Genomic DNA, 23,699 nt, shown 5'->3' on the forward strand with positions numbered 1-23,699 from the left:
GCGACAATGAAACCGCATTCAACAAAGAAGAAAACTAACTTTGTCGCATGACCCTTGACAAACCTATTGTTTCTCAAATCCTCACCCATCATTCACAAAGTGAACATGCTGCCTGGCACCATACAGTGTTGTTCCATCATTGACATTGTTGGGAATCTTTTGTGCAATAATTCACATATTACTTTTCAACATTGTTCTATTTCATCATTATTCTTCATAAATCATTTTCACGGTCATGCCTCCATCAATGACTATGTTTTGTCCTGTAATAAAATCATTGTCGGGGTCTGTTAAGTACAGACAAGCCCGGGCAATATCTTCCGGTTTTCCGACACGCTGAGCTGGGTGCTGAGCGTGGTCTGCTTCGCTGAGCAAAGCATAGTTCTTTGTTTCTATCCATCCTGGACTAATGGCATTAACCCGAATTCTTTTTTCCCCAAGTGAAACGGCCAAGGCATGTGTTAATGCCACTATGCCTCCTTTACTAGCTGCATATCCTTCAGAATGGGGCTCTGACATCAACGCTCTAGTTGACGCCATATTGACAATCGCTCCACCATTTTGCATCCATTTTGCAGCTTCTCTCGTACATAGGAACACACTTCGAAGGTTAGTATGAATAATGTCATCCCATTCTTCCACCGTTAATTCAAGAGGATCCTTCCATCTTGATATACCAGCATTATTGATGACGATGTCAATAATTCCGAATTTCTCCTTAACGAGCGAAAATAGATTTTCAATCTCTTCAGGATTTCTTACATCCGTTTCGATAAAAAGAGCGTCCCCGCCATTTTGAATAATTTGATTGGCGGTTTGTTGACCTGCTGCTTGATCAATCTCCGCAATCACTACCTTCGAACCTTTTTTTGCAAATGTCACGGCGATTGCTTTTCCAATTCCATTACCTGCACCTGTTACTACAACAACTTTGCCAGAAAAACTCATAGAATCCCTCTTTTCCAAAGGCTATTTTGTTAAACTCTGTTACATTCTTGAACCTAATAAACGACCTTATTTTTGTTATAAGAAAAATAAGAGTTATGGGATTAGCTAAAGCAACAATCTATACAAAACCCTAAAATAATAGATGATTACCTTTATTTTAACCTAATTTATTTTCTAGTGAAAAATACCTTGTTTTTCATTTATTTTTATAAAGAAAAGTGTCATGCACACATCTATTAATTGATGTTACATGACACTTTTATTTGTTACCCTAAATCATGACCAGTTATGAAGATATAGCCTACCAAGAAAACATTCAAAACAATAATGATACCCGTACAGAGCCATGCTAATACTTGTAACCACTTTTTATTTGCAAATTCGCCCATTTTCTTTTTGTCACTTGTAAATACGACTAATGGTACAACCGCAAATGGGAGCTGCAAGCTTAGAATAACCTGACTCCATAAAAGAAGTTCCCCAGTTCCTTTAGAACCTGCTATCCATGTAACAATAAAGGCAGGTACAACAGCTATTAAGCGAGTAACTAGACGGCGCAGCCATGGCTTGATTCTTAGATTCATAAACCCTTCCATCACGATTTGTCCTGACAATGTTCCAGTAATGGTTGAATTTTGACCGGAAGCAAGTAATGCAACAGCAAATAATGTACTCGCAATCCCAACACCTAATGTTGGGCTCAGCATTTCATAAGCAGCTTCAATTTCAGATACATCCAATCCAGTTCCGTGAAACGCAGCTGCCCCTAAAATTAAAATAGCAGAGTTAATCAAAAACGCTACAGTCAATGATAGAGCAGAATCCCATAATGAAAATTTTAGAGCCTCCCGTTTTCCTTCTCTATTGCGTTTATACTGCCTCGTTTGCACAATGGAAGAATGCAAATAGAGATTATGTGGCATAACCGTCGCCCCTAAAATTCCTAATGATATAAATAGCATTTCAGGATTCATTACAATCTCAGGCTTTGGCACATATCCTCCTAATAAAGCGGATATTTCCGGTTTTGAAATAATCACTTCATAGGCAAAAACAGCAAAGATTATTGTCATTAAGACTATTACAATGGATTCAATAATTCGAAATCCTTTTTGTTGCAGCAACAATAATAGCACTACATCAAGAGTTGTAATTAATATTCCGATTAATAATGGAATGCCAAATAATAAATTTAAGGCAATCGCCGATCCAATTACTTCTGCTAAATCCGTTGCAATAATGGCAAGCTCAGATAAAATCCAAAGACAAAATGCTGTTTTTTTCCCTGTTGCATCCCTTGTTGCCTGTGCTAGATCTCTTCCTGTTACCACTCCTAACTTTGCTGATAAAGCTTGAAGCAATATTGCTATCAAATTAGATATTAATATGACAGACAATAGCATGTATCCAAAACGTGCGCCTCCAGCAATGGAAGTAGCCCAATTCCCCGGATCCACATAACCAACCGCTACCAATGATCCTGGTCCTGCAAATGCAAGGAATTTCCGTAAGGTCCCAGCTTTGTTAGGAATCTTAACGGAATTGTTCACTTCTTCCAAACTTACATTTGAGCTTCTTTTTAACCAGCCACTTTCTTCATTTGTGCGTTCAAGTTGAACACTCATAAGTCATCCTCCTTTTTATTGTACAAGGGAAATTAATTTTCCTCAGGGCAAAAAATAATACAAAAAAATTTAGGCGTTCCTTTATATATAAAGATGATAACACGTAATTTTTTCTGTGTAAATAATTTTTCCCTAAGGAAACATTTTGATAGTGAGACAAAATATAATCCAAAAAAATCCTTTATTAAAAAGGCAAAAGATAATCATTAACCTCCTTCTTAATAAAGGATTTACAACTTTTTCTCCATCATATTCAGCTCAGGTTTAAAAGTGATAAATTCTTCCTGGCACCAACATTTTATTTACGGAACCAATCTGCTCCAGGATCCATGTGAAGAAATGGAAGCTCTGTATCAATTTCTCCTGTTATTTTTTCAGCTTCTATATTTTCCCCCATTAGCCAAAGGCTGAAGTCAAACTGGATTGGATCACTGTCACTTCCTAAAGTAAACCAAGCCTTCATATCCCTCGGCAGATAAGCAGATGTGTGGATAGTTCCGGCCCAGCTGCTGTATAAATTGGAGAATACACCTTTTTCAGAACTATTTAATAAGCGAAAGGCTTCAAATGCATCTTTTATACCGCTTCCGTGTTCCACTAAAATGTCCAAACGCCGTTTTGAGTCCTCCAAATGATTGCGATTTTCATGTTTCATAATCTCAAAATGGTTTGTACACGCAGTGGCCTTACGAACTTTAACCCTTCGCGGAGATGCCTCAACGATAAACGTTTCCCCGCTCCGATCATAGACAACATAGCTAAAGGAATGACGATGAGGTATTTCTTTTAACATAACAACTGCTTCTTCTACACTCGCGCAAGATTCTAAAATAATTCTTCCAATCATACAGCAAATAAATCCATTACCTGGATTTTTCCGATGCATAAAGTTATATCCTATCGCCAATCCATGTTCATTCATACCATCCATTCTACCCGTCACCCGTTGGCTTGGACCAACCATCGCGTATCCTTGGTCTGTTGGTTGAAAAAACACATAGCGTCCTTCATAGGTTTTTGGATGGTAGTCATAGTTTCGAATTAAATAGTAATCTCCCGTTAATATCGAACAGCCCGACCGGACATAATCCAAACGGTAGCCTCCAAATTCCCGCAGTACCCTTTCCATTGGCCACTTAAGCGCTTCTTGCAACCCAAGCAGTTCATCCCAAATTCCTGGTGCAAATCTCAATATGGCGTGTTTAACTTCTCCGACATCTATAGTGAATCTCGGCTTCCTAACCTTCCATTGATTTTCGCGGTTTTTAATCGCAAAAGAATCTATTAACTTTTCTCCCTGCATATAACCAAAATCATAATGGGAACCGCGAAATTGAATTATTTCACTGTATACTTGCTTCATTATTTATCCCTCATTTGTACTGGATGTCATGTATTTTTAGAATAAAGGATTTTAATCTAGAAAAAAAGGATACTGTTTTTACACATACACTTTCAGTACCAATTTTTCAAATTCTCTAATTCCATTTCTAATCTATTTCTAATAATTCCTTAAGCGAAAATTAAGTATGAGAGGATAGAGTAACATGGTTAACGGAAAGGGGATATCTATGAAAAAATTAAGGGAATTTATATTCCATTCCTTTCAAGAGCAACCATTGGCAGTTGCTTTATCGTTATTAATTGTCTTTCCGCCGGTTGGCATTTTATATATGTTCATTCTCGGAGCAAGGGAAATTATAAGGGTATTAAAAGGGAAGAAAGATATTCCTTTCGATATCATCAGTGTTCTGTTTTTGATTCTTTTCATTTCTACAATTGGGGCAGCAATTCAGCAGCAGCAGTGGAGTTATCTTTCTGTATCTTTAAGCATAGTTGTTTTTTATGGAGTTTATTTATATAGTATGAATCAAAACAAAATGACGCAAATGAAATACTTTAGTTGGGTTATTATTTTCGGAGGAGTTTATCAATATTTATTTGGAAGCATTAGCCTGCTTTTGTTTCATTCAGGATGGAGCAACAAACTTTTTGGTTATTTAACAGGGAGCGAGTTATTGGGCTTTCTTAGCCATCAACGCCTATATGGTTCTGCCTATAATCCAAATTATTCCGCCTTTTTATTAGTTTTTGCAATGGGATTTTTATTGGCTGAATTCTTAAAGGCAGTGAAAATGAAAAACTACAGACGGATTTTGCTCTATTGTGCCTTATTAATCTTCATTGTGGCAGGTATTATTGCGACCGGTTCACGATCAGGATTTGGAGTTATGATTATCTTGTTCGGGATTTTTTTATTTAGAATTAGTTGGAAATGGATGCTTTTCCTCTCTGCTTTTGTTTTGGCAAATGGTTTTTGGCTATATCGTTTTGTTCCAAGAAACTATGATATTATGAAAAATTTTGAGACTCGCATTTTCATATGGAAAAACAGCATTAATTTAGTGAAGGAATATCCTAGATTCGGTTTAACACCGCTTGGGTTTCCTGCTGAATATCTTAACCAAACAGGACATCATGCAGCCCATGCCCACAATATCTTTCTAGCATTCTTTACAGACTTCGGAGTGCTAGCAGGGGTAATATTTGCCGGCATTACAGCTGTATTCATGTTTCATTTTCTTAAGTTGTTAAAATATAATCGCAGTAAAAGTATTTTTGACTGGTTTCTCTTTTCCTTACCTATTCTAGGCTTGACCGGCATTTTGGATTTTCCATTATCATCACCACAAATTGCCTTGCCGGCGATCATCATAGTTAGCAAATGGCAGCAGTATATCGTACGGACAAACCACTCCTTCAGAAATAGACACGCTGCATTAATACAGGAAAATAATAGCTAAAAAAATGGTACCAGACACTGCAAATAGGATGTCTAGTACCATTTTTATTATTTCCTGATTTTCACTTCCGCGTTCATGCCCGGTAACACTTTGGAGGAGGGGTGTTCAACGGAAATTTTTACGGGTACTTTTTGGGTTACCTTTGTATAATTTCCAGACGAGCTTGATGGAAGGACTGAGAATATAGAATTTGTAGCATATCCTATTTCTTCCACAGTACCATCAAATACCGTATCGGAATCTCCATCTACGGTAACATCCACACTGTCACCTTTCTCAATATCTTTTAAATCTGTTTCTTTAATGTTTGCGATAATGTACAAATGATCCATATCTGCTTCTTGAGCAAGAACTTGACCTGCTTGTACCATTTGATTCTTTCTTGCTTCGTTTTTTATTATTTTTCCATCCATTCTTGCACTTACTGGTGTAAGCTTTTTACCGTCAAAGATATTTCCGATATTGTCTCCATTAGTTACATCCTCTCCAATTGATCCAGACCAAGCGCTTAATACACCTGATTTTAATGCAATAACTGGCATCATATCAGCCGAAACGATTGCATCATCCGTTTTTACATAGTGCTCATGCTCATAATAGAAATATGCACATGCAGCAACTAATAGAAATACAATAATAACCCCAATAATATTGGCAAATATTAAACGACGCGCCATAACAGTTCTCCTCTCAAAGATTATCTTTTTTCTTCTATTAAATAATTTGCTCCACAGCTTTCTCAGGGAGCCACTTTAACTTTCTTCTCCTTTTTCACAAGGCCAATCCCTTTACCAGTTGTCGCTTTTACAATCGACGCAGCTAACATAACCACACCGACTCCAAACATAACCGTAAATAGATTATGATATGCCATTAGGATTGCTGCTTTTTTCGTATTAACAATTAATTCATAGGAGGTCATGCTTTGAGCATCCTTGGCAGGTAACCCCATACTCACGAATTTTCTGGTCAAATCAGCAAGCTCCAGCTTTGCTTCTGGATCAAATTCACCTAAATGATCTCTAATTTTTTCATATTGAATATTATTTTGTGTGGAGATAGACCAGGCTACAATTGGGGTAATAACTGCCCCAGTAAAATTACGGATAGAGTGCAATGTACCCGAACGCATGGAGGCAAAATGTAGATTGCCTGCAAATGCGGTTCCCAAGGCACCGCTAACGAGCACCATACTTACCCCCGCTCCTAGAAGAGCTATTTCAAAGTACAGCACAGGCAATGATACATCCGGTGTCATTGTTCTCCAATTCCAGCTGACATACATAACAGCCACGGATCCAATAATTCCTAATTTACCAGCTCCTAAGGCGCCATACAATAGTGTTTTAAAAATAGCCGTAAACACAATTCCAACAAAAAACCAGCAGTAGAAGATTAATAAATAGTGAAATGGCAAATCTTTATTATGCCTTAGAAAACCATTTATCCCCGCTAAGGCTAATACTAGTAAAACATGCGACGCCACCGCCATAACGGTTCCCGATATTGGTTTTGCAGCTTTCAATGTTCGGAATGCCACTATTGGTGTTTCTGCATTTAAATCAACTAATACAAATAAAATTAAAACAATAAGTCCAACAACTAAAAACGGCCAAACTAGATAAGAAGTAAATCCTTTCTCCATTAAATTGCAAAGAGGTATACTTATCACTACCATTAGAAGGATTAACAAAAACAATCCCGTTTTATCAATCGGCTGATGCTCATGTTCTTCCTTTATCTTTGGCAATTCAATAGCTCCAATTATCAAGCATAGGACAGCTGAGATAATATTTAATATAAACAACCAGCGCCATGAATCCACGCTTAAAGATAAGGAACCGAAGAATGCGCCTGCTGCTGTTGCTCCGAATAACCCAGTAATGATAAAAAATAAATAAGTATTGCGTATTTTATTTGGAAATGATTTCAAACTAACTGGCAGCATCGTTAAAAACAGAACCCCCGCACTTACACTCTGAATAACTCTGCCTATGATAAGAATGACTAAACTCGGTGCAAAAAGATTAATAATAGACCCACATAAAAATAAAGCTATAAAAGTTAAATAATTCTTTCTAACACCTAATATCCTTGTAAAAACCGGGCCGAGTGGAACACCTAAAGCAAATGCTATATTGGAAAGGGTCGATGGAAATTGCAAATGCTCTGATCCTAAGCTTAGGCCATTTTGCACAATTTCTTGATTCATAGTATAGGAAAGATTAGCAAAGTATTGCGGCCCAATGGCAAAAATGGTCAAAAAGGAAATGATTAAAAATCCAGGAATTTTCATAATCCCTTTGGATTTTTCCGTTTTTTCCTGACTCAAATAAGTTCCTCCTTTCTTTCCAAAAGTTTCTTTCTCAAATAAAAAGAATTTCCAAATAGGAAATTCAAGTACTGTGTATTAAGTTGTATTATGCAATATGTATTATACAACTTAAATACAAAATAGCAATCCTTTCTTTTCAATTTCCTTTAATTCCTATTTTAGAGTTTTCTAATTGAACTTTTGGGAATATCCAAGTATATTCTTACAAACTGGCTTTATCCTTGTAAGAAAGCCTTTTTTCCAAGCGAATAATTTCTCTAAACAGCAAATGCTGTCCCATTCAAATTAGACAGCATTTCACATCATTTTCTCCATTTCTTAAAATCTTGATTTAATCTAGTCAAGTTTCCCTCTAATTGTGTCAACTGCTCAGGTGACCATTCATGCAGCATTTCCGCATATGCCTCATAGCGTGCCTGCTGAACCTTATGTAGGATTTCTCTCCCTTTGTCTGTCAATTCTACAAGACTTATTCTCCCATTTTGCGAATCCGGGAATCGTTTAATATATTTTTTTGTTTCCAGTGCAGCCACTTGTCTGCTAGCTGTGGAAAGATTCAAGAGCAATTTATCTGCAAGTGCATTTATTGCTAACGGGCTTGATATTTCCAGTTCACTTAACAATAGATATTCTGATCGATCCAGACTTCCGAGCCGCGGGCTATGTGCTGTAGTCAGCCGAACAAGAAGGGCTATTTCATACTCAATCATTTGCAGTACATCTTCCTTCAACTTACTTCCCTCTTTCTCAAAAACATTGCGGACAATTTTTATTTAAGTATAGCATAGACTTTCTTCATGTCTTGCTGCATATTTCGTAGCATGCAACAGTCATTAACTAAAGGACTATAATGGTTAAGATGAAAAAGGAAGTGCTCCCTTAATTAAGAAGGATTCAAATTGATTCTTATCTACGGGTTTACTAAATAAAAATCCTTGAACTTCATCGCAATTAAATTTTCTAATAATATCCAGTTGCTTTGTTGTCTCTATTCCTTCCGCAACCACTTTCATGTTTAATCCATGGGCCAAATCAATAATTGCTTTGGCAATTGCAGCATCCACCGAACCAATTTCAAGATTTTGGATGAAGGAGCGATCAATTTTCACATATTCAAATTGAAACATTTTTAGATACGTAATGGAGGCATACCCTGTTCCAAAATCGTCTAATGCAAATTTAATGCCACGTTCTTTAAAACTTTTTATCGAATCAATTACCACTTTTTCATTTTGCATTAATATATTCTCTGTAATCTCAAATTCAAGATAAGAAGGATCAACAGCCGTTTGTTGTAAAATAACGGATATAGATTTACTCCAATTACTTCTTAAAAAGCTTTTTGGTGAGATGTTAACCGATATTGGAACAACCTGCAAGGCGTTCTTTTGCCACCTTTTTAATTGTTGACATACATTCCGGACGACCCAATCTCCAATATCGATAATTAATCCTGATTCCTCTGCTAACGGAATAAAGTCTCCAGGATAAATTAGCCCCCATTCAGGATGTTCCCACCGAATTAATGCCTCTGCACTGATCATTTTCCTTGTTTTTACATCTATACGTGGTTGGTAGTGAATACAAAATTCATCTTCAGCCAAAGCCTTTCGGAGATCTTTTTCGAGAAGAAATGATCTAGAAGAATCATTGCTTTTTGAAAGTGAAAAAATTTGAAAATTATCTTTCCCAAGATCCTTGGCCCTGTATAAGGCCCTATCTGTATTTTGTAAAAGTGTATCCGCATCCTCACCATCGAAAGGATATTGACAGATACCAATGCTGGCTGTTATATAAAGCTCATAATCATTTACAATAAAAGGCTTCCGAATTCCCAGATTAATTTTCTCACCTATTTCAGCTAAATCCTTCTGATTGTAATGTTCTGTTAGCAGAATCCCAAATTCGTCGCCTCCAATTCTGGAAATGAGCCTACTATTCGGAATTATCTCCTTCAATCTATCTGCAACTTGAACCAATAGTTTATGACCAATCCCATGACCTAATGAATCATTAATATGTTTAAATCGATCCATATCTAAAAAAATGACCGTAAATGATTTACTATTTTCTTTTGAGAATTCAATTAATTCTTTGAGGACTTTTTCGAATTTCACTCTATTTGGCAAACCTGTCAAATAATCATGATAAGCAAGATAGGTAATCTTTTCCTCAGCGCTTTTTTGTTCCGTAATATCTGTGATAATTCCGTCAAGCCGTTTAATTTGACCTTCCTCATTTTTAAACGGAAGTGTTTGTTCTTGTACCCAGCGGATACTGCCATCTTTATGGCAGATTCGATATTGATGATTAATTGTCTGACCTTTTAATACCTTGCTTCTTTTTTTCTCATAATTGGTAAGGTCTTCTTTTAAAATCAAGTCTTTCCATGAAATGATACGGTTAATTACATCCTCTTTTGAATATCCAGATATATCGGATATTCCTTCTGAAATAAATAGTATCTTCTTAGTCTTAATATCTAGAGACCAAATACACACTTCAAGGTTATTGTAGATGGTTTGAAATTGCTGCTCATTTTCCTTCAGTTTTTTTTCTATACGCTTTCTTTCCGTGATATCTTGAATGGTACCAATCAATCTCATAGGATATTCGTTTTCATCAAGAATAATAGTACCTCGTTCAAAAACAGTACGTTCATCCCCATTCGGACGTATAATCCGATACTCAACAGAATAATCCTCATACTTTTCCACAGCTTGTCCCACTATTTTCCGATATAAATATCTGTCCTTTGGATGAATAATGTCTAAGACCTTTTGAAATGTCGGTATAAAACCCCTCTGTTTTTCGATAGCGAAAATCCGATAAATCTGGTCGGACCAAAAGACCTCATCTTTCAAAAAGTCATAGTCCCAGCTACCAATATTAGCAATCCGCTGAGCATCATTTAAATTTTTTTGAACCTTTTTTAATGCTTCTTCTTTTTCCTTCATTAAGCTCATATCTTTTGCAATTCCGAAAAAGCCCGTTACGATTCCATCTACAACAATTGGAATACCTGTAATATTAACCTCTACTCGTTTCCCGTTTTTATGTAGTAAACAAAGATCATAATTATCAGGCTTACCATTACAAATTTGGTGAAAATAATGAATGGCACGCTCTATATAGTCTTCCGCAACAAATTTCTTAAATGATCCTGTCAGTTCATTAGCCGAATAACCAAATGAATTAGTGGCAATATGGTTAAAAGAGATGATATTACCTGAAAGGTCTAAAGTAAACACAAGATCAGGATGGTTATCCAAAAGCGATTTATATGTATTATCTAAATTATGAAGCCAATCATTATTAGAATGTTGCGAGTGTTTGTCTATAGTTTGCTTTCCCTTATTGCTAAAAGGATACATCATGAATTTCTCCTTCATTAACAATTAGTGGAGTATAACTCCAATGAATTTTGTCGAAAAAAGTAATATTTTCTGTATTTTCTATTATTTCATTTTAGCAATAATCAGTCAATATGTCAGAAAAGAAATCAATTGCACTTTCCCCTATTCAAGCTAATCTTTTATACTCTATCCAACTTCAATGCCTTGCATTCCATGTATACAAATACCCTTTTCGACAAATATACAAAAATAACGTAAGATTCGCACTTTCTTTGCCGAAGCGATACTTGTTTTGTCATACGGAAAGGAGTCTGGAATTAAAAGAAGAATACTCTTTTATAGCCCAAATTTACATTGCTTTTCAAATAATTATTAAAGGAGGGATTTTTTTGAACTCAAGTACCGTCGCTAATTTACTTGGTGTTTCACAAAGCACCTTAAAGCGTTGGATCAAAGAATTGGATCTTGATGTGAATCGTAATGAACTGGGGCATTTTGATTTCAACGAGGAGGATATTACTATTCTAAAAAAAATTCAAAAGCAAATTCACAATGGTACCTTTCTTCAAGATATTGTCATTTCCAAAAGTAAAGTCCGCAAAGGAAAAACAACCACTACTGAGACATTTCTTCAAAAAATAGATGCATTGGAAAAAAGAATAAATGAAAAGGCCGATAAAGTTGTCTCCTACCAATTATTAACCCATCGTAAAGATATAGAGGAATTAGAGAGTGAAATAAAGCGACTTCATGAAAAAATAGAGTTATTAGAAGAAAAGCTTTCAGTTAATGGTGTAGATTGGCAATCTGATTATCCCTTTAAAGCCATGAATATAGAAGTAAATCAAAAACATAAAAAAAGAAATCTGCTCACAATGCTTTTTCATTCTTAAGGCACCAATACCGGTGCCTTTTCCTATAGTCTATTTATAACAAAGCGACTAATTCACTCCATTTAACTAATCGCTCCTAAAATACGTGTTCCATGTACTTCTCTTAATTTTAAATTTCCAGCGAGAAAATCTATATTTTTATTTGTAATTCCCCCACCGGGCATTACAATAATACGATCATCTGCGTATTCCATGTATTTTTGCAGTACTAGTAGGTTTTCTTCAATGGGAGTTTCCAAAGGTCCCCCGTGAGTCAGAATTCGGCTCACTCCATGTTCAATCAGCCAATCCATCGCGTCATAATGGAGCTCTTGCTTGATGTGGTCGAATGCCATATGAAAGGTGATATCTAGTCCATTAGCCGCCTCCATTAAAACAGACATTGCTTTTGTATCTATCCAGCCGTCATTGTTCAGGCAGCCCATAACAACCCCATCGACCTGCAACTCTTTAAGATGGAGAATATCCTCACACATAATATTCAATTCATCATTACTATAGATAAAATTTCCGCCTCTTGGCCTAATAATAGCCATTACCTTAATATTTTTGCTTTTGCAGTAGTGAATGGATTTCAACGCAACACCGTGGCTAACCGTTGTACCGCCAACAGAGAGATTATCGCATAATTCAATACGATCTGCTCCTTTTTCAATCGCATTTGGAATGGACGTGAAATTTTCAACACAAACTTCTTTTAACATATCATCACCTGCTATTGGAGGAGTCAGTATTATTCCTATTCCTCGTGATTATCGAGCCATTCGGTTGTTGCTTCTTCTATTATAGTAGAATGGCCTTCCCCCTTTTTTGCAACATAAATTTTTGCCTCTTCTGTATCGGTGGCAACAACAAATGGAAATTCTACATTTGTAGCAACCCCCCATTCTCCCTTCACATTCATGCAAATTAGGGACATGGCACCTGCTTTTCCCTTTTTTTTGATTAATTTATCATGAAATGCATATACTGCTTTATCCACTGCTGCCTGCGGCGAGATTCCCTCTCCCATCAAACGGACAATTTCGTAGCTCAGGCAGCCTTTCATTAAATCCTCCCCTAAGCCAGTTGCGGCTGCGCCTCCAATTTCACTGTCCACATAAAATCCCGATCCTGATAAAGGAGAATCCCCTACACGACCTGGCATTTTCATAAATAACCCAGACGACGATGTCCCAGATGTCATGGATCCATTTACATCAAGACATACAGCCCCTACGGTATCATGGCCATCATATGGACTTAAATCTCTGTTTTTCACTTCATCCAAGCGTTTCTCCCATATTGATTTTGCCACTTCAGTCAGCATATTCATTCTTTCGAAGCCATTTTTTGTGCATATGCTGTAGCTCCATTTCCAACGAGAAAACGATTAAATTGTTGTTCACTCAATTTGCGGGCAACCGAAATCGGATTCTTTACATCCTGAATTCCCGCTACAGCCCCAATATTAAAATTATCTCCATCCATAAAGGCGGCATCCAATTCAACAATTCCGTGCTCATTCGGCAAGCCTCCGAAACCAACAGATTTATAGAATGGATGATTTTCTACCTCTATTATCGCCTTCTCTAATGCATCCGCGGCGCTCATGTTATTTTTCAAGCCCTCTGTGGCCTTTCTGACGCCATCAAATGACATAACCCACGTGGCAATCATTCCCCATCTTGCGCTTGCTTGTCCCATACTTGTTCCTCCCCATCCACTCTTAAAAGAAGTATATTATTTTTATGAGGAAAAGAAAAACAGAATGGTTACTTGAAAAATAACCATCCTATAATATCATTACATTACTGCATCTATATTATTATGTTTTTCTTAAAACCCCAATCTACTCTGCTATTCTCTCAATAATCGTCGCATTTGCCATGCCATAACCTTCACACATTGTCTGCAAACCGTATCTTCCGCCCGTTCGCTCGAGTTCATGTAGCATAGTTACCATAAGCCGAGCACCGCTGCCCCCTAATGGATGTCCTAATGCAATAGCTCCTCCGTTAGGGTTAAGCTTTCTAGGATCTGCTCCCGTCTCTTTTAACCATGCTAGCGGAATAGATGCAAAGGCTTCATTCACCTCGAAAGAATCTATATCATCTATCGTAAGTCCTGCTTTTTTCAAGGCCTTTTCTGTTGCAGCAATCGGTCCAGTCAACATTAGGGTAGGGTCCGAACCGATAACAACACGAGTATGTATCCGAAATTTAGGCTTGTAACCAAGCTCCATCGCCTTTGAACTCGACATAAGTAATAAGGCAGCCGCACCATCACTAATTTGACTAGAATTCCCTGCATGGATAACTCCATTTTCCTGAAAGGCTGGTTTTAATTTTCCTAATGCTTCAAGGCTTGAATCCTTTCGCGGACCTGAGTCCTCTTTAAAGATTACGTGGCTCCCATCCTCTAGTTGTACTTCAAGGGGCATTATTTCCTTTGAAAAATAACCACTATCTTGAGCTTGCACTGCCTTTTGGTGGCTTTCTAATGAAAAGCGGTCCAATTCCTCTCGTGTAAAACCATATTTTTCGGCGATTCTTTCTGCTGATTGGCCTTGATGAATGATTTCATATTGTTCCTTCAGTCGATCGCTATAAGGTACACCTTGATAGCTGGAACCAATCGGTATACGGGACATATTCTCCACCCCGCCAGCTACTACAATATCCATGTCTCCTGCAAGAATAGCTTGTGAGGCAAAATGAATTGCCTGTTGGCTAGAGCCGCATTGGCGATCAATCGTTACTCCCGGCACCTCTATTGGATATCCGGCAATTAAAGCTGCAAGTCTTGCAATATCACCTGATTGCTCCCCAATTTGTGATACACATCCAAGTATTACATCCTCGATGAAGGATGGATTCAGTCCTGCTCGTTTTACAAGCTCTTTTAGTACTGCTCCTGCCAAATCATCAGGACGAAAATCCTTTAGATATCCATTTCGTTTTCCGACAGCGGTCCGCACTGCTTCTACTATGACAACATCCCTCATGACATTCATCCTTTCCTATTAAAGGCCCATGCTTTTTGCAATGATTGTTTTCATAATTTCATTTGTTCCGGCGTAAATGCTGGCAACCGGTATATCGCGATAGCGTCTCGCAATCTCGTATTCTTCCATATAACCGTAACCGCCATGTAATTGCATACATTCTGTTGCGATTTTCCTTGCTATATCAGTTAATTTCCATTTAGCCATGGAAACCTTTGTCACAATATTTTCTCCATGCAGATGATCGGCTATCAGTTGGTCCAAAAAGCTCCGCCCCATTTCAATCTCCGTAGCCATTTCTACGATTTTGAACTGGGTATTTTGAAAGGAGCTAATCGGCTGTCCAAACGCTTGCCTGCTCTGCACATATTCTATCGTCATTCGCAACATTTCTTCTGATGCAATTTGGGCTGCAATCGCCACAATCAGCCTTTCCTGCTGTAGTTTTTCCATTAAGTAAACAAAACCTTTTCCTTCCTCACCTAACAGATTTTCCTTTGAAACCTTGCAATCTTCAAAAATCAGCTCTGCTGTATCCTGCGCATGCAGCCCAACCTTATCCAGTTTTCTTCCCCGAATAAAACCAGGTGTATCTCGTTCTACTACAAGGAGACTAATACCTCTATGTTTTGGAACAGCCAGGGGATTCGTTTTACACGCAACTACTACTAAGTCTGCGTGAATTCCATTTGTAATAAACGTCTTTTGTCCATTTAAAAGATAATAATCCCCTTCAAGCTTGGCTGTCGTCTGAATATTAGAAAGGTCTGATCCAGTGCCAGGCTCCGTCATAGCTATTGCTGTAATAATTTCCCCTGTTGCACATTTTGGCAGCCATTTTTGCTTCTGCTCCTCTGTACCATAAGAATGTACATAGGGAACTACAATATCATTATGCAGCCCAATGCCAATCATGCTTGATCCTACCCGTTCCAGTTCTTCATTTATTACTACGGAAAAGCCCCAATCAGCACCAAAGCCCCCGTACTTTTCATCAACATCCGGACAAAGAAACCCCTGCTCTCCCATCTTTCTCCAAAAGCTCCGCGGAATCATGCGGTCCCTTTCCCATTTTTCGTAATATGGGTAAGCCTCCTTCTCCAAGAATTTCCGCAATGATTTTCGAAAAATATCATGGTCTTCTGTTAAATAAGGATGAGTCATGTTGAATCTCTCCTAATCGATTAATAACTAAGCACTCTTAATAATTCCCTTATAAAAAGAATATGCAAAAGAAATCTAAATTTCCCCATATAAAACAGGTAATTTTAGATGGCTAGGATACTTCTTATCATGATAAATGCTTTGGGTTACAATGACTGACTCTGTTTCTTCATACGGATTAGCTCCGGTATTTGTATTTGGAAAGGCTACAAATTTGCTGGAGGATGTAATCGAAAAACGAATCCGATGCCCTTTCCGAAAAGTATGCGCAAGATTTTGCATGAATATGGAGTACTTTTCTATTTTTCCTGGAACGAGCAATTCAGGTGTATCGTACCCATTCCGATATTTTGCCCGCATTATGTAATTGGATAACAAATAGGAATTGCCTTTTTCATCTACATCACTTAAAGAGACAACCCAATCTGTATCAAGCCCGCTACTTGCGGCGTATATTTCTGCAGAAAGCTCTCCCGCAATACCTATATCCCCCTGCAATACATCACTCGTATAAACAAGAATGTCATTTCTCAATTCATGCTTTCGGAGATTCTCCGGTTCCCTTTCCCCGCTAAAATGAAATGGTTCATCTGGATTATAAATAAAGGAATCATTAGGCGAAATTTCATCCGCTTCACGCTGCAAAGCACCATTCCCATTACTTGAGTTTGCATATCCATTACTACCTAGGTAAAAGTTCGTAACAGTTGCTTCACTTGGCGTCCAATCAGCGGAAGTTTTCCACTTGTTTTCTCCTACAAGGTAGTACGTTGCCCTCGGTTCCTCGTCAATTCCATTGGGGATATTTTTAAGAAAGCGATCGAACCATTGCAATATTTTCACATCATAATCATATACAACAGAGTCATTGCTAAAGCTTACCCCTTGAAAATCCCTAGCTCGATTCGGATTATGCTCCCATGGCCCTAGCCAAATTTTCCGATTAGGAACATCATGGTCGGTCAACATACGCCACGTTTCCGATACACCAGGACTATCGCCATCATACCAGCCGGAAATCACAAACATTGGTGCCTTTACATTACTTCCCCGCTCAGAAAAGGTACAATTTTTCCAGAAATCATCATATTCCGGATGCTGACTCCACAGAGTCCAAGGCCCTGATTCCCTGCCAATTATTTTCTGAGGTATCTTTTTGATCGGCCTAGCATCCACCGCTTCTTCTACGCTTACAGTTAACCCAGCAAAAATATCAAAATCGGTACGGGTGCCAACAGACTGGGCGAGGGTCCAGCTTAGCAGTGGCCAAGAACAAACGGTTCCCCCTCTTCTCACCGTATCAACAAATGGAGAGCCAACATTTACTTCATCTACAACCGCTTTTAAATTGGGATGTCCGCTTGTGGCAGCCGCAACAACAACATATCCTAAATAGGAAGCTCCCCACATGCCAACGTTCCCATCTGACCATTCTTGTGAAATAATCCAATCAATGGTGTCATATCCATCATCTCTTTCATAATAAAAGGGAACCAATTCTCCTTCTGAATCCGCCCTGCCTCTTACATCCTGGGATACAACGGCGTATCCCTTATTCACCCATTTGATAAGAGACTCCTTTTTCCGATTCCGATCATAACAACTCCTCACTAAAACCGTTGGTACCTTTTGACCCTTCTCCATCCCCTCCGGTAAAAATACATCCGTAGCTAATTTAACACCATCTCTCATCGGGATTAAATAGGTCCCTAGATCATTGATGCCATATTCTGATTTAGAAAGAAGCGGATCATCATATACCACAAGTGGAGTAAGCTTTTCATAGCCTTCCCTCACAATGACCTCCATTCCATTGCGATTTGGGCAGACAAAAGCAATCACTTCCCCTTCCACGGTGACTATATCTAGAGCCGTATCATTTCGATAAGCCCAAACTTGTGAAGTAAGGTGTTTTCCATCAACCTCGGCTTGATACTGCAGATGCTTTTGATAATAATCGCCATTTTCGAGGTACACCTCATTCTCTGTCCATTTTTGATTGGAATACACGGAAAGATTTTCATGGATTTTGTGGAAAGGAATATTTGCCTTTATATCTGCCGCAAGGACATTTTCCTGCATTTGTGTTCTCCTGCGGCTATCAACTTTGCTATGCATAATTTGTTTTTCTTTAAATTGGATTTTCCCTTCATATACTCCAGCGCAATAATAATGGAAAATAGTTTGATTTAAATAACTGTTCATAACGCCTCTCCCCTTTTACAATAGGCTGTTTTCGTCTAGATTGTTGTTTTTCATAAATTATTATAAATCCTTATATAGTCTTACCTTGGGGCATCTTTTCTTAAGAAATCTATTCACACATTACCTAAAATTAGGTTGCAGCAAAGGTTATAGTTCGAAAAAACAAATTTCAAGAAAAGAGCCTTACATCGGAATTACGGTCCCCTTTTTTTGTTTGACAGCTTCTTGATAGATAAAATTAGCTGCAGCCAAATCCTCTATAGCTAATCCAAGTGATTCAAAAATAGTAATTTCCGAATTGGATTGCCGACCAGGGACTTTTCTAGTCAAAACTTCACCAAGTTCCCCTATAATATGATTTGGACCGATTTTCCCTTCTTTAAGTGGGATAAGATAATCTCCGGACTCATTAACAGCCGATTCCACTCTATCAACATAGAACAGCGATCTTTTCACAATGTCTGAGTCTAATTCCCGATCTGTTGCTTTACAAGCACCTACTGCATTGATATGGGCTCCTTCTTTTACCCACTCCCTATGTAAAATTGGTTCTGTCGCTGCAGTTAATGTACATATAATATCCGCTTCACACACAGCATCTTCTGCTTCTTCAAAAACTTGAATCGGAATAGAAATTCTTCGTTCCATTTCCTCTTTAAATACTGTTGCTTTTTCTACATTTCTGCTCCAAATATGTACCTTTGTAATTGGACGAACTGCAGCAATTGCCTCTAAATGAGTTCTCGCTTGTTCACCCGAACCTAATAAACTGAGAATCTTGGAATCCTTTGTTGATAATACTTTTGTTGCAACCGCACTTACTGCAGCGGTTCGAAGTGCTGTAATCTTCGTGCCGTCGATAATCGCTTTTATACTCCCATCATTAGCATCATTTAATAGAACCACCCCTTGATGAGAAGGCAAACCCTGCTTATGGTTTTTAGGATAAATAGTAATCACCTTCGCCCCTATTACTTCTTCTCTGCGCAAATATCCCGGCATGAGACCCATTAAATTTTCCTGTTCGATCGGTATAACCGACCGCAGGTGCTGTATTGCTTCTCCTGCAGCTAAATCCTTTAGTACATTTTCTATTACCTTAATACAAGTATCCATTGGCAATAACTCTTCGACTTGATTTTGATTAATGACAATCATGACATCACTCCGGCAAATTCGTGTAATTAGGGTTATTTTATACGCACATGTGAGAAAATTCAAACATTTTATTTTCCCGTAAGGTACCGTTTCCAGGAGAAATAGATAAATGATTAGTGTAAATGGACACAAGGTTCGTTATGTGTAACAAGATGTGTTATTTCCTTATGTTTGCCGACAGGGTTCCGTTATTCAGTAAAAATACGGTGAATTCCCTATGAATTTTAGTAGATAACGTACTCTGGTCCGCTTAGCCATGAAAATCAGGTTATTTATACAAAATAGCAGATTCTATGTCCTCCTAAGACAAAACAACGCTCAAAGCATTATTTGCTTGAGCGTTGTTTCACATAAGTACCCTGTATTCATATGTTTCACTTCATACTAATTATTTTTTCATTTAAGAGATCAAATACTTTCCTAAGTGTATCTTTCGGGACTTTTTCGTATTGATCCCCAATACTTACCTCAAAATAACAGGACGTTTCACCCGTTTCCCGTAAATAACTAGTTAAACCAACACCTGTTTCATTATATATTTCTATTAAAATTGGCTCGAGTTGTTCTTTTGCTACGTTAAAATGAGCATGGAACATATTCGATACCGGCACCATTGGCTTTGTCTCCACAGAATTGCACTGATTATAAAACGCAGCAAGCTCCTTCGCATCATTATAGTATTGCTCCATTTTAGGAATCCTCTGATTGAAATAATAATCGGAGCTTATAATATAAGGATATAGGCTAATTAGATCTCCACCGTGACGTCTTTTCCAAACCTTCGATTTCTCGGTAAAATCCTTATCGCCGGCCAGGATTGCTCCTGCGATTCCCCCAATTCCTTTATAGAAGGAAACATACACGCTATCAAACAAAGCGCAAACTTCTGCAGCTGTCTTTTGATAATAGGGGAGAATTTCAAAAAGCCGTGCACCATCTAGATGGAGCTTAATCCCTTTTTTACGGCAGTATGAGGAAATCGACAGCAGGGTATCATAACTAGGTAATTGCCCCCCAATTTCCCGTTGTGGCAACTCTAGTAACAAACAAGCAATCTTTTCATTGATGTTCACAACATCTTCTAATTCTATTACTCTATTTTTATCCGCGAGTAATATAGGCTCTATATGGTGTAATTCCTTCAGGCCGTCCTCCTCATGTATTTCCAAATGGCATAACGGATGATAAGCCACCTTTTTTAGCCCTTTCTCATCACACCAAATTCTTAATGCAATTTGTTGAGCCATTGTTCCACTCGGAAAAAATACAGCCGTTTCCTTTCCTAAAAACGCTGCCATCTTCGCTTGAAAATCCTCGATTACAGCCCCCTTTCCATATATATCACTTTCAAGTGCTCCGTCTACTTCGGATAATAAGTCTTTCATCACCTGAACATTTCTTTTTCCATTCCCGGCAACCTGAAAGTTTGTTCGTTTAAAAGCTTCTAGTAAAGAATTTTTTTCGCTCATCATCCTGACTCCTATTCAAAATATTATCTATATATAGATAATAATGCATACGCGGTCACCAGTCTAATCGGTAGATTAAAAATCTCTCATTCGGATTTTGCTCAAATAAGTCTGGTAATAATACCTCCTGTAATAAGGTAAAGGAGGTTTGGTTTTCTAAAAAATACACGTATTCATTTGACGGATAATATAAAATCAGATCGACCACCCGCTGCATCTTTTCTACAGATTGAAGTATATGGTTAACCACCTTCATAAATATTTGCACGGAAAACGGATTAAAGAAATAAAAGCGATTATCCCTGGGGTTTATTTCATAGTCTTCGGCAAGGCAACAATGAAAATGAATTTTATTCGATCCATGTAGATTCCTTTTCAAATAGCTCTCCCGATTAGCCATCGCATCGCGAATGAAACGCTCGTTCATTTCAATACCTGTCACTGCTGCATGAAAGAAATGGTGTATGTAAAAATTCAGCCTTCCTTTACCACAGCCGAAATCAACAATCCTATCCTTGCTTGTTAGCTCATATTCTTGAAATAAAGTCTCTAGAGCTTCATAAGGAGTAGGCTCATAACGATGATAATGCATAGACTTTAAAAACCCTTTTTGCTCTTCCCTTGTTTTTATATTCAATAGTGCATCAAAATATTTGTCCTTCATAAGGGGCTCTCCTTTTAAAAGGTCGTTTTCGTATTGATTATTGCTTTTCATCATTAGTTATAAAATCTAAGTAGGCTAGGTTTCATGGCATCTTTTCTTAATTCATTAGGATTATTGCCAAAGTTTCCTTATATATTAGCAACAAAGTTTAAAAAAAGAGCTATTAAAAAGACACCCGAATAAATCGAGTGTCACATCATCTTCATACCATCACTTTACAAATATCGTTGGTAAACTCAACAGGGTCGCCGATTGGCAAGCCTTCAATTAATAATGCTTGATTATATAGTAGGTTTGTATACAATTTCAACTTATCTTTATCGTTTTCGAATGCATTCTTCAAGGATTGGAATACATCATGGTTAACGTTAATTTCCAGTACTTTCTCCGCTTTAACATTTTGGTTATTTGGCATCATATTGAGTACCTTTTCCATTTCAATAGACAACTCACCTTCAGCTGTCAAACAAACAGGATGGGATTTAAGTCGCTTAGAAACTTTTACATCCTTCACCTTTCCTGCTAAAGCTTCCTTCATAAAATCAAACAGCTCTTTGTTGTCCTTCTCTTCGGAATCTGCGCTGTCTTTGTTTTCTTCTTCAATACCAAGATCACCGCTGGATACTGATTTAAATTCCTTTTCCTTATAATTCATCAGCATTTTTATCGCGAACTCATCGATATCGTCTGTAAGGTAAAGAATTTCATAACCTTTGTCCGCTACTAACTCCGTTTGCGGAAGCTTTTCAATTCTTTCAATAGATTCACCGGTAGCATAATAAATATATTTTTGCTCTTCCGGCATTCTGGATACATACTCATCTAATGTAACCAATTTCTTTTCTTTCGATGAATAGAACATCAACAAATCCTGCAATACGTCTTTATCTTGGCCAAAATCATTGTATACACCGAATTTTAATTGTCTGCCAAAAGAGTTAAAGAAAACTTCATATTTTTCGCGATTATTTTTAAGCAAACCTTCTAATTCGCGCTTAATTTTATTTTTAATGTTTTTTGCGATAAATTTTAATTGCTTATCCTGTTGCAGAATCTCCCTAGAGATGTTTAAGGATAGGTCTTCTGAATCCACCATACCCTTCACAAAACTGAAATAGTCCGGAAGCAGATCCGCGCACTTTTCCATAATTAAAACACCGCTGGAATACAACTCTAATCCCTTTTCAAATTCCTTTGAATAGTAATCGAACGGAATATTCTCAGGGATAAAAAGAATCGCATTATAGCGCACTGTACCGTCTACGCTAATATGAATATGTTTAAGCGGCTTATCAAATCCGTAACGCTTTTCTTGGTAGAAGTTTTCGTAATCCACGTCGGTTAACTCACTTTTATTTTTTCTCCAAATCGGAACCATACTATTAATCACTTGTTCCTCTTTGTAATCCTCGAATTCGTTTTCACTGCCCTCTTTCGGTCTTCTGCCAGTAACCTCCATTTTGATCGGATAGCGAATGAAATCAGAGTATTTTTTAATGATGGATTTTAAACGATATTCTTCTAAATACTCGTCATAAGATTCATCTTCGGTATTTTCTTTTATTTTTAGAAAGATTTCAGTACCAACTGTTTCCTTTTCGCAAGGGTCAATGCTGTATCCGTCGGCTCCAGTTGACTCCCACTTGTACGCTACATCACTTCCTAAGGCTTTGCTTATAACCGTAACAACATCCGCTACCATAAATGCAGAATAAAAACCAACTCCGAATTGACCGATGATATCATGGCCATCCTTTAATTCATTTTCATTTTTGAAAGCAAGGGAACCGCTTTTTGCAATGGTACCAAGATTATTTTCCAACTCTTCCTTCGTCATCCCGATGCCGGTATCGGAAATTTTCAATAATCGATTATTCTTATCTGCTTCGATTTTTATATAGTAATCATCTTTATTAAATGTTAATGAATCATCCGTCAATGCTTTGTAATAAATTTTATCGATTGCATCGCTGGAGTTAGAGATCAACTCTCGCAAAAATATTTCCTTTTGAGAATAAATAGAGTTAATCATCATTTCCAACAATCTTTTGGATTCGGCCTTAAATTCTTTTTTAGCCATTATGATATCCCC

19 protein-coding genes are annotated in these 23,699 nt (G+C 37.6%); 2 read left to right on the plus strand and 17 right to left on the minus strand.

Features of this window, described 5'->3' with window-relative positions; all coding sequences use genetic code 11:
- Positions 1–207 precede the first annotated feature (207 nt).
- The 3 genes from KHA87_RS20105 to KHA87_RS20115 all read right to left on the minus strand — a co-directional run bounded on the left by KHA87_RS20105 (position 208) and on the right by KHA87_RS20115 (position 3,936).
- Positions 208–948 carry an SDR family oxidoreductase gene (locus tag KHA87_RS20105; RefSeq protein WP_213095930.1) on the minus strand — a complete coding sequence of 247 codons (741 nt, stop codon included), beginning with the start codon at positions 946–948 and terminating at the stop codon, positions 208–210.
- 266 nt (positions 949–1,214) lie between these two features.
- Entirely contained in the window at positions 1,215–2,573 is a 1,359-nt protein-coding gene (locus KHA87_RS20110; protein WP_213095931.1) for an Nramp family divalent metal transporter, read from the minus strand.
- A gap of 298 nt (positions 2,574–2,871) precedes the next feature.
- On the minus strand, positions 2,872–3,936 hold the full coding sequence (locus KHA87_RS20115; RefSeq protein ID WP_213095932.1) for a C45 family autoproteolytic acyltransferase/hydrolase: 1,065 nt from the start codon (positions 3,934–3,936) through the stop codon (positions 2,872–2,874).
- Between the two features lie 208 nt (positions 3,937–4,144).
- Here KHA87_RS20115 and KHA87_RS20120 point away from each other — a divergent pair, with 208 nt between their 5' ends.
- Positions 4,145–5,377: an O-antigen ligase family protein gene (locus KHA87_RS20120; RefSeq protein ID WP_213095933.1), complete on the plus strand. Its 1,233-nt coding sequence runs from the start codon at positions 4,145–4,147 to the stop codon at positions 5,375–5,377.
- Positions 5,378–5,424: 47 nt separating this feature from the next.
- On the opposite strand, the gene KHA87_RS20125 is transcribed toward KHA87_RS20120, so the two are convergent.
- From KHA87_RS20125 to KHA87_RS20140, 4 genes are all read right to left on the minus strand, one after another.
- Entirely contained in the window at positions 5,425–6,054 is a 630-nt protein-coding gene (locus KHA87_RS20125; protein WP_213095934.1) for an HlyD family secretion protein, read from the minus strand.
- A 62-nt stretch (positions 6,055–6,116) separates the two neighbouring features.
- The gene (locus tag KHA87_RS20130) at positions 6,117–7,709 is read right to left on the minus strand and encodes an MFS transporter (RefSeq protein WP_249310685.1); all 1,593 of its coding nucleotides are present in this window, start codon (positions 7,707–7,709) and stop codon (positions 6,117–6,119) included.
- Positions 7,710–8,014: 305 nt separating this feature from the next.
- The gene (locus tag KHA87_RS20135; protein WP_213095935.1) at positions 8,015–8,443 is read right to left on the minus strand and encodes a MarR family winged helix-turn-helix transcriptional regulator; all 429 of its coding nucleotides are present in this window, start codon (positions 8,441–8,443) and stop codon (positions 8,015–8,017) included.
- Between the two features lie 123 nt (positions 8,444–8,566).
- Positions 8,567–11,089 carry a sensor domain-containing protein gene (locus KHA87_RS20140; protein ID WP_213095936.1) on the minus strand — a complete coding sequence of 841 codons (2,523 nt, stop codon included), beginning with the start codon at positions 11,087–11,089 and terminating at the stop codon, positions 8,567–8,569.
- Positions 11,090–11,457: 368 nt separating this feature from the next.
- Here KHA87_RS20140 and KHA87_RS20145 point away from each other — a divergent pair, with 368 nt between their 5' ends.
- Complete coding sequence (locus tag KHA87_RS20145; RefSeq protein WP_213095937.1) at positions 11,458–11,961, plus strand: MerR family transcriptional regulator; 504 nt, start codon at positions 11,458–11,460, stop codon at positions 11,959–11,961.
- A gap of 62 nt (positions 11,962–12,023) precedes the next feature.
- On the opposite strand, the gene KHA87_RS20150 is transcribed toward KHA87_RS20145, so the two are convergent.
- The 10 genes from KHA87_RS20150 to htpG all read right to left on the minus strand — a co-directional run bounded on the left by KHA87_RS20150 (position 12,024) and on the right by htpG (position 23,687).
- On the minus strand, positions 12,024–12,665 hold the full coding sequence (locus tag KHA87_RS20150) for a copper homeostasis protein CutC (RefSeq protein ID WP_213095938.1): 642 nt from the start codon (positions 12,663–12,665) through the stop codon (positions 12,024–12,026).
- Between the two features lie 35 nt (positions 12,666–12,700).
- The gene (locus tag KHA87_RS20155; protein WP_283249471.1) at positions 12,701–13,270 is read right to left on the minus strand and encodes an isoaspartyl peptidase/L-asparaginase; all 570 of its coding nucleotides are present in this window, start codon (positions 13,268–13,270) and stop codon (positions 12,701–12,703) included.
- 2 nt (positions 13,271–13,272) lie between these two features.
- The gene (locus tag KHA87_RS22485) at positions 13,273–13,647 is read right to left on the minus strand and encodes an isoaspartyl peptidase/L-asparaginase (RefSeq protein WP_283249472.1); all 375 of its coding nucleotides are present in this window, start codon (positions 13,645–13,647) and stop codon (positions 13,273–13,275) included.
- 145 nt (positions 13,648–13,792) lie between these two features.
- Positions 13,793–14,947 (minus strand): thiolase family protein, encoded by a 1,155-nt coding sequence (locus KHA87_RS20160; RefSeq protein WP_213095939.1) that lies wholly within the window; start codon positions 14,945–14,947, stop codon positions 13,793–13,795.
- A gap of 18 nt (positions 14,948–14,965) precedes the next feature.
- Entirely contained in the window at positions 14,966–16,111 is a 1,146-nt protein-coding gene (locus KHA87_RS20165) for an acyl-CoA dehydrogenase family protein (protein ID WP_213095940.1), read from the minus strand.
- 75 nt (positions 16,112–16,186) lie between these two features.
- Positions 16,187–18,316, minus strand: coding sequence for a CocE/NonD family hydrolase (locus tag KHA87_RS20170; protein WP_213095941.1), 2,130 nt, complete (start codon positions 18,314–18,316; stop codon positions 16,187–16,189).
- Between the two features lie 183 nt (positions 18,317–18,499).
- Positions 18,500–19,474, minus strand: a complete 975-nt coding sequence (locus KHA87_RS20175) for an ornithine cyclodeaminase family protein (protein ID WP_213095942.1) — start codon at positions 19,472–19,474, stop codon at positions 18,500–18,502.
- A 374-nt stretch (positions 19,475–19,848) separates the two neighbouring features.
- Positions 19,849–20,943, minus strand: coding sequence for a threonine aldolase family protein (locus KHA87_RS20180; RefSeq protein WP_213095943.1), 1,095 nt, complete (start codon positions 20,941–20,943; stop codon positions 19,849–19,851).
- A 55-nt stretch (positions 20,944–20,998) separates the two neighbouring features.
- Positions 20,999–21,607, minus strand: coding sequence for a methyltransferase domain-containing protein (locus KHA87_RS20185; protein WP_213095944.1), 609 nt, complete (start codon positions 21,605–21,607; stop codon positions 20,999–21,001).
- 202 nt (positions 21,608–21,809) lie between these two features.
- Positions 21,810–23,687 carry a molecular chaperone HtpG gene (htpG, locus tag KHA87_RS20190; RefSeq protein WP_213095945.1) on the minus strand — a complete coding sequence of 626 codons (1,878 nt, stop codon included), beginning with the start codon at positions 23,685–23,687 and terminating at the stop codon, positions 21,810–21,812.
- Between the last annotated feature and the right edge of the window lie 12 nt (positions 23,688–23,699).

The sequence above is a fragment of the Bacillus sp. FJAT-49736 genome, assembly GCF_018343615.1.
Lineage (GTDB): Bacteria > Bacillota > Bacilli > Bacillales > Bacillaceae_C > Margalitia.